Origin of the sequence: Microbacterium enclense (assembly GCF_001456955.1) — a bacterium.
Taxonomy (GTDB): Bacteria; Actinomycetota; Actinomycetes; order Actinomycetales; family Microbacteriaceae; genus Microbacterium; species Microbacterium enclense.
Window position 1 is genome coordinate 410,255 of sequence record NZ_KQ758469.1, and the last position, 13,383, is coordinate 423,637.

Annotated in this window: 14 protein-coding genes and 2 tRNA genes; 10 read left to right on the top strand and 6 right to left on the bottom strand. The window is 68.0% G+C overall.

Translation table 11 applies throughout. The features are described 5' to 3' along the window. Nucleotides 1-46 precede the first annotated feature (46 nt). From gyrA to AS029_RS07565, 5 genes are all read left to right on the top strand, one after another. Nucleotides 47-2,677, top strand: coding sequence for a DNA gyrase subunit A (gene gyrA, locus AS029_RS07545; protein WP_058231962.1), 2,631 nt, complete (start codon nt 47-49; stop codon nt 2,675-2,677). Beyond that, nucleotides 2,674-3,075 (top strand): DUF3566 domain-containing protein, encoded by a 402-nt coding sequence (locus AS029_RS07550; protein ID WP_058231963.1) that lies wholly within the window; start codon nt 2,674-2,676, stop codon nt 3,073-3,075. Before gyrA ends, AS029_RS07550 begins: the two co-directional genes overlap by 4 nt. Nucleotides 3,076-3,140: 65 nt before the next feature. Next, nucleotides 3,141-3,214, top strand: a tRNA-Ile gene (locus AS029_RS07555). A 13-nt stretch (nt 3,215-3,227) separates the two neighbouring features. Then, a tRNA-Ala gene (locus AS029_RS07560) sits at nt 3,228-3,300 on the top strand. A 100-nt stretch (nt 3,301-3,400) separates the two neighbouring features. Beyond that, complete coding sequence (locus tag AS029_RS07565) at nt 3,401-3,829, top strand: NUDIX hydrolase (protein WP_058231964.1); 429 nt, start codon at nt 3,401-3,403, stop codon at nt 3,827-3,829. Nucleotides 3,830-3,835: 6 nt separating this feature from the next. Here AS029_RS07565 and AS029_RS07570 read toward each other — a convergent pair whose 3' ends face one another. Beyond that, on the bottom strand, nt 3,836-4,309 hold the full coding sequence (locus AS029_RS07570) for an aminoacyl-tRNA deacylase (protein ID WP_058231965.1): 474 nt from the start codon (nt 4,307-4,309) through the stop codon (nt 3,836-3,838). Further along, entirely contained in the window at nt 4,306-4,878 is a 573-nt protein-coding gene (locus AS029_RS07575; protein ID WP_058231966.1) for a hypothetical protein, read from the bottom strand. Before AS029_RS07575 ends, AS029_RS07570 begins: the two co-directional genes overlap by 4 nt. 100 nt (nt 4,879-4,978) lie before the next feature. On the opposite strand from AS029_RS07575, the gene AS029_RS07580 reads away from it, so the two are divergent. Both AS029_RS07580 and AS029_RS07585 read left to right on the top strand, forming a co-directional pair. Next, nucleotides 4,979-5,536 carry a peptidylprolyl isomerase gene (locus AS029_RS07580; protein WP_058231967.1) on the top strand — a complete coding sequence of 186 codons (558 nt, stop codon included), beginning with the start codon at nt 4,979-4,981 and terminating at the stop codon, nt 5,534-5,536. Nucleotides 5,537-5,554: 18 nt separating this feature from the next. Then, entirely contained in the window at nt 5,555-6,481 is a 927-nt protein-coding gene (locus AS029_RS07585; RefSeq protein WP_058231968.1) for a rhomboid family intramembrane serine protease, read from the top strand. 51 nt (nt 6,482-6,532) lie between these two features. Here AS029_RS07585 and AS029_RS07590 read toward each other — a convergent pair whose 3' ends face one another. After that, nucleotides 6,533-6,772: a cell division protein CrgA gene (locus AS029_RS07590; RefSeq protein ID WP_058231969.1), complete on the bottom strand. Its 240-nt coding sequence runs from the start codon at nt 6,770-6,772 to the stop codon at nt 6,533-6,535. A 54-nt stretch (nt 6,773-6,826) separates the two neighbouring features. Here AS029_RS07590 and AS029_RS07595 point away from each other — a divergent pair, with 54 nt between their 5' ends. From AS029_RS07595 to AS029_RS07600, 3 genes are read left to right on the top strand one after another with little or no spacing between them, the layout of a single operon-like run. Next, nucleotides 6,827-7,645: a class E sortase gene (locus AS029_RS07595; protein ID WP_082642210.1), complete on the top strand. Its 819-nt coding sequence runs from the start codon at nt 6,827-6,829 to the stop codon at nt 7,643-7,645. Next, nucleotides 7,645-7,800, top strand: a complete 156-nt coding sequence (locus AS029_RS17565) for a hypothetical protein (protein WP_167345240.1) — start codon at nt 7,645-7,647, stop codon at nt 7,798-7,800. Before AS029_RS07595 ends, AS029_RS17565 begins: the two co-directional genes overlap by 1 nt. Then, nucleotides 7,797-8,453: an anthranilate synthase component II gene (locus tag AS029_RS07600; protein WP_058231970.1), complete on the top strand. Its 657-nt coding sequence runs from the start codon at nt 7,797-7,799 to the stop codon at nt 8,451-8,453. Before AS029_RS17565 ends, AS029_RS07600 begins: the two co-directional genes overlap by 4 nt. Here AS029_RS07600 and pknB read toward each other — a convergent pair. The 3 genes from pknB to AS029_RS07615 form a co-directional block, all read right to left on the bottom strand. Next, nucleotides 8,425-10,059 (bottom strand): Stk1 family PASTA domain-containing Ser/Thr kinase, encoded by a 1,635-nt coding sequence (pknB, locus tag AS029_RS07605; RefSeq protein WP_414683036.1) that lies wholly within the window; start codon nt 10,057-10,059, stop codon nt 8,425-8,427. The genes AS029_RS07600 and pknB overlap by 29 nt on opposite strands. A 97-nt stretch (nt 10,060-10,156) precedes the next feature. After that, a complete protein-coding gene (locus AS029_RS07610) occupies nt 10,157-11,923 on the bottom strand; it encodes a serine/threonine-protein kinase (protein ID WP_058231972.1) in 1,767 nt (588 codons plus the stop codon). Next, the gene (locus tag AS029_RS07615) at nt 11,920-13,374 is read right to left on the bottom strand and encodes a peptidoglycan D,D-transpeptidase FtsI family protein (protein WP_058231973.1); all 1,455 of its coding nucleotides are present in this window, start codon (nt 13,372-13,374) and stop codon (nt 11,920-11,922) included. The genes AS029_RS07610 and AS029_RS07615 overlap by 4 nt, the downstream gene beginning before the upstream one ends. Between the last annotated feature and the right edge of the window lie 9 nt (nt 13,375-13,383).

The window sequence follows — 13,383 nt, forward strand, 5'->3', positions numbered from 1 at the left end:
CGCGCCCGGCGCGACGAACGACGACGCACTACGAAACTGAGAACACATGGCTGACGACAGCACGATCGAACCCGACGACGTCCGCGGCGAGCCGGCGCACGACCACGGCAAGATCGACCAGGTCGACCTCCAGCTCGAGATGCAGCGGAGCTACCTCGACTACGCGATGAGCGTGATCGTCGGACGCGCCCTGCCCGACGTGCGCGACGGCCTGAAGCCCGTGCATCGCCGTGTCATCTACGGCATGTACGACGGCGGCTTCCGCCCCGACAAGTCGTTCTCCAAGTGCGCGCGCGTCGTGGGCGAGGTCATGGGGCACTACCACCCGCACGGCGACGCCCCCATCTACGACGCCCTCGTGCGCCTCGTGCAGCCGTGGTCGCTGCGCTATCCGCTCGCACTCGGCCAGGGCAACTTCGGCTCTCCCGGCAACCAGGGCGCCGCCGCCCCCCGGTACACCGAGACCAAGATGGCTCCGCTCGCGCTCGAGATGGTGCGCGACATCGAAGAAGAGACCGTCGACTTCCAAGACAATTACGACGGTCAGACCCAGGAGCCCACGGTTCTGCCGTCGCGCTTCCCCAACCTGCTGGTCAACGGATCGGTCGGAATCGCCGTCGGTATGGCGACCAACATCCCGCCGCACAACCTGCGCGAGGTCTCGGCCGGCGCCCTGTGGGCACTCGAGAACCCGGATGCCACGCGCGAGGAGCTGCTCGAAGCGCTCATGGAGCGCATTCCCGGCCCCGACTTCCCTACGCGCGCGCAGATCCTCGGCACCCGCGGCATCAAAGACGCCTACCGCACCGGTCGCGGCTCGATCACGATGCGAGCCGTGGTCAACATCGAGGAGATCCAGGGCCGCACGTGCCTTGTCATCACCGAGCTGCCCTACCAGGTCAACCCCGACAACGTCGCGGTCAAGATCGGTGATCTGGCCCGCGAGGGCAAGATCACCGGCGTCGCCGACATCCGCGACGAGAGCTCGGGACGCACCGGCCAGCGTCTGGTCGTCGTGCCCAAGCGCGACGCCGTCGCCAAGGTCGTGCTGAACAACCTGTACAAGCACACGCAGCTGCAAGAGAACTTCGGCGCCAACATGCTGGCGATCGTCGACGGCGTGCCGCGCACGCTCTCGCTCGACGGCTTCATCAGCCTGTGGATCGATCACCAGATCGAGGTCATCGTCCGTCGCACGCGGTACCGCTTGCGCAAGGCCGAAGAGCGCATGCACATCCTGCGCGGCTACCTCAAGGCGCTCGACGCCCTCGATGAGGTCATCGCGCTCATCCGCCGGTCGCCGACGGCTCAGGATGCCAACGAGGGTCTGCAGAAGCTGCTCGACATCGACGACGTGCAGGCGCAGGCCATCCTCGACATGCAGCTGCGCCGTCTCGCGGCCCTCGAGCGGCAGAAGATCGTCGACGAGGCGACCGAACTCGAGGCCCGCATCGCCGACTACAACGACATCCTGGCAACCCCCGGTCGCCAGCGCACCATCATCCGCGACGAGCTGACGGCCATCACCGACCGTTTCGGCGACGACCGCCGCACCGAGATCCTGCACGGGTTCGACGGTGACGTGTCGATCGAAGACCTCATCGCCGAAGAAGAGATGGTCGTCACGGTCACGCGCGACGGCTACATCAAGCGCACGCGCAGCGACAACTACCGCTCGCAGCACCGCGGCGGCAAGGGCGTCAAGGGCGCGCAGTTGCGCGCCGACGACGTCGTCGAGCACTTCTTCGTCACCACGACGCACCACTGGCTGCTGTTCTTCACGAACAAGGGTCGCGTGTACCGCTCCAAGGCATACGAGGTTCCCGAGGCCGGACGCGATGCCAAGGGCCAGCACGTCGCCAACCTCCTCGCGCTGCAGCCGGATGAGGAGATCGCGCAGATCCTCGACATCCGCGACTACGGCGTCTCGACCTACCTCGTGCTCGCCACCCGCGGCGGCCTGGTGAAGAAGACGCGCCTGTCGGAGTACGACACGAACCGCCAGGGCGGCGTCATCGCCATCAAGCTCCGCGGCCAGGTGGCTGAGGAGGGCGACGAGAGCGAGCCCGGCGCCGCCGACGAACTCGTGAGCGCCCTGCTCGTCGACGAGGGCGATGACATCCTGCTCATCAGCCGCCTCGGCATGTCGTTGCGGTTCTCGGCGACCGACAGTGCCCTGCGGCCGATGGGTCGGTCGACTTCGGGCGTGAAGGGCATGGACTTCCGTGAGGGCGACAGCCTGCTCTCGGCATCCGTCGCCAAGGACGACGAGTTCGTGTTCGTCGTGACCGAGGGCGGCTACGCCAAGCGCACCGCCGTCACCGAGTACCGCATGCAGAACCGCGGTGGTCTGGGCATCAAGGTGGCCCGCCTGACCGAGGATCGCGGCGTTCTCGCCGGCGGAATGATGGTGTCGGAGGGCGACGAGGTCCTCGTGGTTCTTGCCAGCGGCAAGGTGGTACGCTCCTCCGTGGCCGAGGTGCCCGCCAAGGGCCGTGACACGATGGGTGTTGTTTTCGCCCGAGCCGGTGGCGACGACCGCATCATCGCGATCGCCCGCAATGCCGAGCGGAACCTGGCCGAGACGACGGAGACGACCACGGAGCCCGCCGCATCCCCTGCGGACGAGGCCGACGGCTCCGCCCCCGAGACCACCGAGGAAAGTACTGACGCATGAGCACGGTAGCTGACAAGCTGGCGAAGAAGTCGACGCACAAGACCCCGGCCAAGCAGGTGCGGTTGCGCCTGGTCTACATCGACTTCTGGTCGGCGGTGAAGCTGTCGTTCCTGGCAGCGGTGGCTCTGGCCATCGTCACCGTGGTGTCGTACTTCCTGCTCTACCTCGTGGTCGCGGCGACCCTGCTGCCCCGGCTCGATGAGTTCTTCACCAGCTTCACCGACGGTGGCGCCACTCTGTCGCAGTACGTCGGCCTGCCGCAGGTCATGGCTTTCGCGGCGATCATCGCGATCCTGAACCTCGTCGTGGTCACCGTTCTCGGTGCCGTGATGGCCGGGATCTACAACCTCGCGGTCAAGGTGACGGGCGGCCTGCTGGTCGGCTTCACCTCCAACTGACCTCGATTCGTGAAAACCTCGGAATTCCGGTAAAGTCTTCGAGGTTGACATCACGTCAGCGAGACGGGGCTATAGCTCAGGCGGTTAGAGCGCTTCACTGATAATGAAGAGGTCCCAGGTTCAAGTCCTGGTAGCCCCACCCCTTCCCTTACGGGGCCTTAGCTCAGCTGGTAGAGCGCCTGCTTTGCAAGCAGGATGTCAGGAGTTCGAATCTCCTAGGCTCCACAACATCGAGAAACAGAGAGCCGGCCTTCGGGCCGGCTCTTCTCGTCTGCGGGATGAGTCTCGTGGGTGGGGGACGACGGGGCTTCGCTAGAGTCTGGTCATGGACATGCGGGTCGCCGCGTACGCCGTCATCACCGATGACGACGATCGTGTGCTGCTCGCCCACTGGATCGACGGGCGGCGAGCCGCCTGGACGCTTCCGGGAGGCGGCCTCGAAGCGGGGGAGGACCCCGTTCAGGCCGTTCGCCGGGAAGTGCGGGAAGAGACCGGGTTCCGGGTCACGGTCGGCGACCTGCTCGGCATCCATTCGCGGGTCATCCCGGCCGAGGCGCGTCTCGCCGACGACTCCTCGGGACCGTTGCACACCCTGCGGATCGTCTATCGCGCGCGGATCATCGGCGGCCGTCTGCGCCACGAGCGAGACGGGTCGACGGATCGGGCGGAATGGTTCACTCTTCCCGCGGCGCGGAAGGTGCGCCGCGTTCAGCTCGTCGACATCGCGTTGCGCATGGCGGATCTGCGGACGTGACGGCCGTCAGGCGCGGTCCGCGGTGATGTCGGCCACGACGGCGCCGTAGGCGGAGATCAGATCATCCGCCTCGACGAAAAGACTGAATCCGTGCGCGCCGGCGCCCATTGCGATCCGTTCGCCCACGATGCGTTCGTCGGCGTACACCGGCCAGGCGGTCGTGCTGCCGATCGGCACGATGGTGCCACGCTCATAGCCCGTCGCCGCCAACGCCAGCTCGGGCTCGGGGAGACGCAGCTTGTTGACGCCCACCACGGCGCGGAGCTTCGGCCACGAGATCGCACGGTCGCCGGGGACGAGGGCGAACAGGTACGTGTCGTCGGAACGCTTGACCACGAGCGTCTTCACGATGGACGACGGGGGGATGCCGAGCAGCTCGGCGGCCTCGTCGAGGCTCGACGCCGCGGGGCGCTCGCGTACATCGACAGAGAGGCCGCGCTCACGCGCGGCCTCTCGGACTCTGATGGTGGGGTCGCTCACGCGTCCGGCGCACGCAGCGGGTCGTCGGCCACCCACAGCTCGTCGTCGGCCCGCAGCGTCTGCCACGCGGCGTAAGCGACGCCCGCGGCGGCGACGACGCCGAGGATGATCGCGATCACGCCACCGGCACCGATGCCGTCGTGCTGCGACGGAAGCTTCTTGGCGAGACGCTTCGACGCCTGCTTGCCGTACTTCTCGGCACGCTTGGCGTACTTGTGGGTGTCGAGCTCGAAGCCCTTGCCCTTCGCGAGGCGGTCACGGGTGTCGCCCGCGGCGTCCCAGACCGACAGTGCGCCGCCGACGACCGCACCGGCCGCCGGGACGACCTTGTGGCTGAGGAAGCGGTTGCTGTACTTCACTCCCTTGTCGACGTACGGCGCTGCGTACTTGCTGTAGCCGTCCTGCACGGCGGGGACGAGATCTTCGCGGCTGAAGCGACCGAGCTGGTGGCCGGCTTCGCGAGCGACCTTCCCGCTCTCGCCCAGCAGCACCTGCTGCGACTCCCACACCTTCGCGGCGTGCTTCTGGAGCTTGCGCAGTTCCTTCTTGCTCTTGCGGCTGAGGCCCACGGCTCATCCTCCCTGTCGATGGGATGTATGTCCGTTCATCTTGCCAGAACGGCCCGCCGGCGCCGCCGACCCTTGCAGATAACTCTGAGAGAATGTACCCATGGCCAACCACACCGCCGTCGCGACCCTGCACACCAACCACGGCGACATCGTCGTCAACCTGTTCGGCGACCACGCGCCGCGCACCGTCCGCAACTTCATCGGTCTCTCCGACGGATCGCAGGAGTGGACGAACCCGGCTACGGGTGCCAAGGGTGAGGGTCCGCTCTACAAGGACGTCATCTTCCACCGCATCATCCCCAACTTCATGATCCAGGGCGGCGACCCGCTCGGTCAGGGCATCGGCGGTCCGGGCTACAACTTCAACGACGAGATCAGCCCCGAGCTCGACTTCACGCAGCCCTACAAGCTCGCCATGGCCAACGCCGGTCTGCGCCGCAACGCCATCACCGGTCAGCCCGAGGGCACCAACGGCTCGCAGTTCTTCATCACGACCGACCCCACCCCGTGGCTGCAGGGCAAGCACACGATCTTCGGCGAGGTCGCTGACGATGATTCCAAGGCCGTCGTCGACAAGATCGCCTCCGTGCCCACCGCCGCGGGCGACCGTCCGATCGAGCCCGTCGTGCTCCAGTCGGTCGACGTCGTCTCGGTCTGATCCCACAGGCGGCGGCGGGTGTCACCCTCTGAGGAGTTCCGTCGTAACAGCGACAACTTCTGTTACCGGCATCCCGATCGGCAGAGCTTCGTGCTGTGCCAACGGTGCATGCGCACCGTGTGCTCGGAGTGCCGCACCCCCGCCGCCGTCGGCGTCATCTGCCCGGAGTGCATGGCGCAGCAACACGCGGCCCAGACGCCCGCGCAGAAGAAGGCGGAGCGTCGCTGGGCGTCGCGTTCCGCGACCGTGGTCGCCTCGGGCCGCCCGCGGGTCACGCTGACCATCGTCGCCGTCACCGGACTGATCTACATCATCGGTCTCATACCCGGCGTCGGACGCATCGTTTCGAACCTCCTGGCTTTCAACAGCTACTACCTGCTGCCCCAGGCCGGCGTCGTCCAACCCTGGCGTCTGTTCACGGTGGCTCTGGTGCACGACGGGTTCTTCCACGTCGCGCTGAACATGGCGGCCCTGTGGTTCATCGGACGCAGCCTCGAGCCGATGCTCGGTCGGGGTCGCTTCCTCGCCCTGTACCTGCTCGGAGCCCTGGGCGGTTCCGTCGCCGTCACCCTGCTCGCCCCCGGCGTCTGGACGGTCGGCGCGTCGGGCGCGATCTTCGCGCTGTTCGGGGCGCTCCTGGTCATCGGGCGCCACATCGGGGCCGACATCCGCGTGATCGGCATCCTGATCGCGATCAACTTCGCGTGGCCGTTCGTCCTCGCCGCGATCAATGCCATCGGGTCGGGCGACTTCGTGGCATCCCTCACCGCAGTGGGTATCTCGTGGCAGGCCCACCTGGGTGGTCTTGTCACCGGAGCCCTCGTCGGGCTGATCTACGCCCGCACGCGCCTCGTGTCGCAACGCGGAGTGCAGATCGGTCTCATGGTGGGGTTGAGCGTCTTGCTCGTCGCGCTGCTCGCGGTCCCCGCCCTCACCTTCCCGTAGGAGTTATCCACAGGCTCTTCCACAGGTGGGGATGAATTACACGCGTGTAAGTCAGCGCCACCGCGTGGTCATGAGAAAGCCGACGAAGGCGATGCCGAAGCCGATGACGAGGTTCCAGGCGCCGATGCCGGGAATCGGGAACGTCGAGTTGCTGAGGTAGAAGACCAGCACCCAGACCAAGCCGATCAGCATCAGGCCGATCATGATGGGCAGGAACCACACGGGGTTCGGAGCCGAGTTACCGTCGTTGCGTTCAGCGATCGGGTCGTCGCCTTTGCCAGTTCGAGCCATGCGCCACAGTCTAATGCTCAGGTGTCGCCGAACCCACGGAACTAGACTCCTCCCGTGCAGACCGACACGCAGCCGCAGACCCGCCGCGACCGGCGTCACGCGTCGACAGCCGTGCCGACGCGCAAGCCGCGTCGACGCGTGTCGGTCATCGGCGTCTTCGGCGACCTGCTCGTCACAGCCGGCGTCGTCGTGCTGCTGTTCGTCGTGTGGCAGCTGTGGATCGGCGATGCGATCATCGGTGCCCAGTTCAAAGACCAGGGCAAAGAGCTGAGCGAGCAGTGGGCTGCCGACCCCGTGGCGCCCGTCCCCAGCGCGTCGGCCACCCCGCCGGCGTCCGATCAGCCCGCCGGACCGCCCACGGCCGACCCCCCGGCGCTCGCACAACCCGCGGACGCCGAGCGGTTCGGGGTGGTCTACATCCCCCGTCTCGGACCCGATTACCATTTCACCGTCGCCGGCGGCGTGAGCGCCTCGCGGACGCTCGACCCGATCGGTCTGGGGCACTACCCCGACACCGCGATGCCGGGTGCGGTGGGCAATTTCGCGATCGCCGGCCACCGCGGAAGCCACGGCGCGCCGTTCGCCGATCTTCCGTCGTTGCGCGTCGGTGACGCCGTGGTCATCGAGATGCAGGAGGGCTGGTTCACCTACCGCTTCCGCAACCTCGAGTACGTGCAGCCCGACGGCGTCAACGTCCTGCTGCCGCTGCCGCAGCAGCCGCAGGTCGAGGCCACCGACCGCGTCATCACCATGACGACGTGCAGCCCTCGCTACGGCTTCTCGGAGCGAGCGATCGCCTACGGTGTCTTCGAGTCGTTCACGCCGCGCACCGACGCCGGCCCGCCGCTGTCCCTCACCACCGGAGCCGCCTGATGTACGGAGCCCTTTGGCGAGTCCTGCCCGGTCCCTGGTGGGTGCGCCTGTTCATCGTCCTCGTGCTGCTCGCAGCCGTGCTGTACGGACTCTTCTTCTACGTCTTCCCCTGGGTGAGCGACCTCGTCTACCCCCAGGAGGTCACGGTCGAGTGAGAGCGTGGCGTGTCGCGGTCGTCGACAACCACGACAGCTTCGTCCACACCCTCGCCGGCTACGTGCGCGACCTGGGTGCCGACACCGTTCTGACTCGCGCCGATGCGCCCGGGTTGCCCGATCGGATCCTGCGGGATGCCGACGCGATCCTCATCTCGCCCGGCCCCGGACACCCCGACGACGCCGGACACTCCGTCGACGTGGTGCACGCCGCCCATGCGGAAGGCGTGCCCGTGCTCGGTGTGTGCCTCGGCCACCAGGCGATCGCCACGGCCTTCGGCGCGAGGGTGGGCCACGCACCCGAGCTGCTGCACGGCATCACCAGCGTCATCCGCCATGACGGTGCGGGAGTGTTCCGCGACCTGCCCGACGGCTTCGTGGCCACGCGCTACCACTCCCTCGCCGTCGAGCCGGAGTCCCTCACGGCAGAGCTCGAGGTCACGGCTCACTCCGAGGGCGGTGTGATCATGGGTCTTCGCCACCGTCGGGCACCGATCGAGGGCGTGCAGTTCCATCCCGAGAGCGTGCTCACCGAGGGAGGACATCTGCTGATCGGCCGGTGGCTCGAGAACGCGGGTCTCGCCGGCGCCGCCGAACGCGGTCGAAGGCTCCACCCGCGCGGGGTCAGGAGCCCGAGCACACCTTCAGAGTGATCTCGCTGTGGATGGCGACCTCACCCGGTGCCAGCGACTGGGTGGCGACCGTGGGCTGCGCGGCCGCGCGGCATCCGGGATCTTCTTCGACCTTGACCGTCAGCTGCTTCTCGTCCGACGTCAGCTCGCGCTGGGCTGCGTCCAGCGTGTAGCCGGTGTAGTCGACGATCACGACCTTGCCGCTCGCGATCACGAGGTTGACCGTCGTGCCCTTCGCGACCGCCGTGCCGGACTCGAGGTTCGACGAGATGACCGTGCCCTCGGCGAGGGCGGGGTCGTTCTGGCGCCGTAGCGATCCGACCGAGAGACCGGCCCCTTCGATGGCCGACCGCGCCTCGTTCTCGTTGATCCCCTCGAGCGTGGGGACCGTCGCGGTATCGGGACCCGTCGAGACGTAGACGGTGATCTTCTGCCCGGCTGCCACGCTCGTGCCCGCCTCGGGGACGGTACTCACGACGTTGCCGGCGGCGATGGTCTCGTCGGATTCGTTGACGCGTGCCGTGACCAGCTGCTGGTCGGTCAACGTCTCGACCGCGCGGTCGTACGACATGTCGACGACGTTGGGAACGGAGAGCGCCGTCGACGGCACCTCGGCAGCCGGCCGGATCTGCATCACCCAGATGAGAACGGCCACGAGGAGCACCGCGAGCACGCTGACGCCCGCCCAGATCCAGGCCACGGGAGGGCCCGCCTGGGTACGGCGCATCGTCGTGTCGGTGCTCAGCTGGCGCAGTGAGCGGGCCGTCTCGGCCGCCTGGCGAGGGTTGGGGCCGTAGAGCTCGTTCGAGAGCGCCGACATCTGCCGCTTGGTGGGCGCCTTTCCGTCGATCGTCTCGTCGAGCGCCTCGCGGAAGCCGGCGGCATCCTGCGGGCGCTGGAACGGATCCTTGGCCAGAGCGCGGAGCACGATGGCATCCAGGGCGCGCGGGATGCGATCGTTGATCTCGCTCGGCGGGAGCGGTGCCTCGCTGACGTGCTGGTAGGCGACGGCGACCGGGGTGTCACCTCGGAACGGCGGGCGTCCGGTGAGGAGCTCGTACAGCACGACACCGGTGGAGTACAGGTCGGCGCGGGCGTCGACCGACTCGCCCTTGGCTTGCTCGGGCGAGAAGTAGGCCGCGGTGCCGACGATCGCGGTGGTCTCGGCGACCGTCGACGACGAATCGGACACCGCTCGGGCGATGCCGAAGTCCATGACCTTCACACGGCCGGAGTCGGTGATCATGACGTTGCCGGGCTTGATGTCGCGGTGCACGACTCCCGCGCGGTGCGAGTACTCGAGGGCTTCGAGGATGCCGTCGATGTAGCGCAACGCGTCTTCGGTCGGCACGTCGCCCTGCGCGATGACGTCTTTCAGAAGCCGCCCGTGAACCAGCTCCATCACGATGTAGGGGACGGGGCGCTCCACACCGTCGACGCCGGTCTCGGCGTCTTCGCCGGCGTCGAACACGCGGACGATGGTGGGATGGGCCATGCGCGAGGCCGCCTGCGCCTCGAGTCGGAATCGGGTGCGGAACGCCGCATCGCCCGCCAGATCGGCCTTCAGGATCTTGATGGCCACCGTGCGACCGAGCGTCTGGTCGTAGCCTCGGTAGACGCTCGCCATCCCGCCGCGACCGATGAGGTCGTCGACGCGGTAGCGCCCGGAGAGGACGCGCGTCTCAGTGGTCACGAATGAAGCTCCTGGCGTGAGGATGGGTCGGTCAGTTGGCCGCGGCCGTGGCCGTCGGCGACGGCGAGGGCGTGGGGTTGCCGCCGGTGATCGACGCCGACGCCTCGCCCGACGGCCCGGCCTGGCGGTCGCCGATACCGGAACAGCTGACGGTGTAGGTCACCCGCAGCGTCTGACCGCTCGAATTGCTCACCTTGAGAGCCGCGTTGCGTGCCTCGGGCGGGAACGACGCGGTGGACTGGCCGTTGGTGTCGAACGTGCCGTTCGTCGCGGTGAAGTTGTACGAGGTCACCGAGCCGGTGCCCGAGGGGCACGTGTACTGCTGCCACGTCACCTGGATGTCGCTGCCGGCCGAGACCGACGAGCCGGGCAGGGTCGGGGTGCCGGGCGTCTCGAGGGGCGTCTCTTCGCCGTAGTAGCGCACGGTGATGGTGGTGCCTTCGTCGACACGTCCCGTGGGGTTGACGTCGTAGATCAGACCGACGTCGGAGGCCTTCGTCGCGGCGCTGCCGGCCTGACAGTCGGCCACGAGGTCGTTGTCTTCGAGGATGGCGCGCGCGTCGTCACAGGTCTTGCCCTGCAGGCCGAGCGACGCCACCTCGACGCGCTGCGACGTCGGTGTCGGTGTGGGCGTCGCTGAGGTGCGCGACGGCGTGGGGGTCGCCGTCGGGACGGCGTTCGTCGGGGTGGGCTCGGGCTCGTTCTGGTTGGAAAGCAGGTTGAAGAGCGTGACACCCAGGACCAGGGCCAACAAGGCGATGAGGGCGATGAGGGGCCACGTCCACCGCGACCGCTTCTTCTGCTGCGGCGCGGGATCTTCTTCGACGTGCTCCTCGGTCAGCAGCGACGCGGCCGCGGCCGGCGTGGGCATGAGGCGCGTCGCCGCGGCCGTCTGACCCGCGGTGAGCAGCTGAGTGGCGTCGTCTGCCACCGCGGCGCCGGCGGCGACCGCGGGGACGGCCGCGGCGGCCGCGGTCAGGTCGCCCCGACGCAGAGCGGTGGCGGCGCGCGAGACGGCGGCCGACGACGCCGGCCGGTCCTCGGGCTTCTTGGCGATCATGGCCATGACGAGGTTCTGCACCGGCACCGGCACGGTGGGCGGCAGCGGAGCGGGCTGCTCGTTGATCTGCGCCATCGCGATGGCGACCTGGGACTCGCCCGTGAAGGGGCGCTTGCCGGCGAGGCTCTCGTAGGCGACGATTCCGAGCGAGTACGTGTCGGTCGCGGGCGACGCCGGGTGGCCCGACGCCTGCTCGGGCGAGAGGTACTGCACCGTGCCCATGACTTGACCGGTGGCCGTCAGCGGCACCTGATCGGCGATTCGTGCGATGCCGAAGTCGGTGATCTTGACGCGACCGTCGGGGGTGATGAGGAGATTGCCCGGTTTGATGTCGCGGTGCACGAGACCGGCAGCGTGAGCGGCCTGGAGGGCGGCGGCCGTCTGGGCGACGATGTCGAGCGTCTTGTCGGTCGAGAGGGAGCCGTCGCGCTCGAGGATCGTGGAGAGCGCCTCACCGGGCACGAGCTCCATGACCAGGAAGGCACTGCCGTCTTCTTCGCCGTAGTCGAAGACGCTCGCGATCCCCTCGTGGTTGACGAGGGCCGCGTGTCGGGCTTCGGCGCGGAAGCGCTCGAGGAACCCGGGGTCGCCCATGTACTCGTCTTTGAGGATCTTGATGGCGACGGTTCGTCCGATGACGTGGTCGGTCGCTTCCCAGACCTCGCCCATGCCGCCGATCGCGATCCGCGAATCGAGCTCATACCGCCCGCCGAAGGTCACACCCTGTGTCGGTCTCATCTACCCAGCACCGCCTCCATGACCTTCTTCGCTATCGGGGCGGCGATCTCGTTGCCGCTCCCGCTCTGCCCCTGGCCTCCGCCGTTCTCGACGACCACGGCGACGGCGACCCGGGGGTCTTCCGCCGGCGCGAAGCCGGTGAACCAGAGAGTGTAGGGACGGGAATCGTTCTCCGCGGTGCCGGTCTTACCCGCCACCTGGACCCCGTCTATTCTTGCATTCGATGCCGCGCCGTCCTGGACGTTCGCCGTCATCATGGTGACCATCTGCGCGGCGATCGTGGAGTCGAGAGCGCGACCGAACTCCGTGCTGGTGCCCTCGCTCGCGACCGACAGGTCGGGCCGGATCACCCGGTCGATCATGCGGGGATTCATGACCACACCCTCGTTGGCGATACCGGCCGAGACCATCGCCATCTGCAGCGGCGTCGCGCGCACATCGCCCTGACCGAAGCCGCTGAGGGCGGTCTGCGGAGCGTTCGGCGAGGCGGGGTAGGTGGATGCCGCGGACTGCAGCGGCATCGAGAACTGCGAGTTGAAGCCGTACTTCTCGGCCTCGGCGCGAATCACGTCGTCGCCGAGCTCGACCGCGAGCTCCGCGAACGGGATGTTGCAGCTCAGCCGCAGCGCGGTGGCGATGGTGACGGTGTCACCGCCTCCGCAGGTGCCGCCGCCGGCGTTGCTCACCACGTTCGTGGAATCGGGGAGCGTGTACGCGGCGACGTTCGGGAACGCGGAGTCGGGCGTGTAGCGGCCGGATGCGAGCGCCGCCGAGGCCACGACGAGCTTGAACGTCGAGCCGGGAGGGTTGAGGTTCCCCTCGATCGCGCGGTTGTCGAGCGGCTTCGACGGATCGGCGACGAGCTGGTCGTACGCCGCGTTCACGGCATCCGTGTCGTGGGATGCCAGGGTGTTGGTGTCGAAGCTGGGTTTGGACACCATGGCCAGGATGCGGCCGGTGGACGGCTCGATCGCCACGACCGCGCCCTGCTGGTCGCCGAGCGCGTCCCACGCGGCCTTCTGCACGGTCGCGTCGAGCGACAGCTCCACGTTGGCGCCGCGCGGAAGTTGGCCGGTGGCCGCGCGCTCGATGCGCGAGAAGTAGTCGGCGTTGTCGGAGCCGCTGAGCACACCGTTCTCGGTGGCCTCGATGCGCGTCTTGGCGTCGAGGATCGGGTTCATGTAACCGGTCACGGGCGCCCACATGGCGGCATCCGTGTACTGGCGCTGCCAGCTGTACACGTCGTCGGACGGGACGGACGAGGCGATGGCCGTGCCGCTGGCGATGATCGATCCGCGCTGCACCTCGTACGAGTCGTAGAGGGCGCGGGTGTTGCCGGTGGTGTTCGTCAGGTTGCCGGCCTGCACCACCTGGATGATGCTCGTCGAGGCGAAAAGGGCGAGGAACATCGCCAGCATCACGATGCTGAGGCGTCGGAGTTCTTTGGTCACGGTGCCTCC

Coding starts and splice junctions, on each gene's coding strand:
- AS029_RS07590 (WP_058231969.1), bottom strand. CDS start 6,772: ATGGCTCGAACTGGCAAAGGCGACGACCCGATCGCTGAACGCAACGAC.
- gyrA (WP_058231962.1), top strand. CDS start 47: ATGGCTGACGACAGCACGATCGAACCCGACGACGTCCGCGGCGAGCCG.
- AS029_RS07565 (WP_058231964.1), top strand. CDS start 3,401: ATGGACATGCGGGTCGCCGCGTACGCCGTCATCACCGATGACGACGAT.
- AS029_RS07610 (WP_058231972.1), bottom strand. CDS start 11,923: ATGAGACCGACACAGGGTGTGACCTTCGGCGGGCGGTATGAGCTCGAT.
- pknB (WP_414683036.1), bottom strand. CDS start 10,059: ATGGCGAGCGTCTACCGAGGCTACGACCAGACGCTCGGTCGCACGGTG.
- AS029_RS07580 (WP_058231967.1), top strand. CDS start 4,979: ATGGCCAACCACACCGCCGTCGCGACCCTGCACACCAACCACGGCGAC.
- AS029_RS17565 (WP_167345240.1), top strand. CDS start 7,645: ATGTACGGAGCCCTTTGGCGAGTCCTGCCCGGTCCCTGGTGGGTGCGC.
- AS029_RS07550 (WP_058231963.1), top strand. CDS start 2,674: ATGAGCACGGTAGCTGACAAGCTGGCGAAGAAGTCGACGCACAAGACC.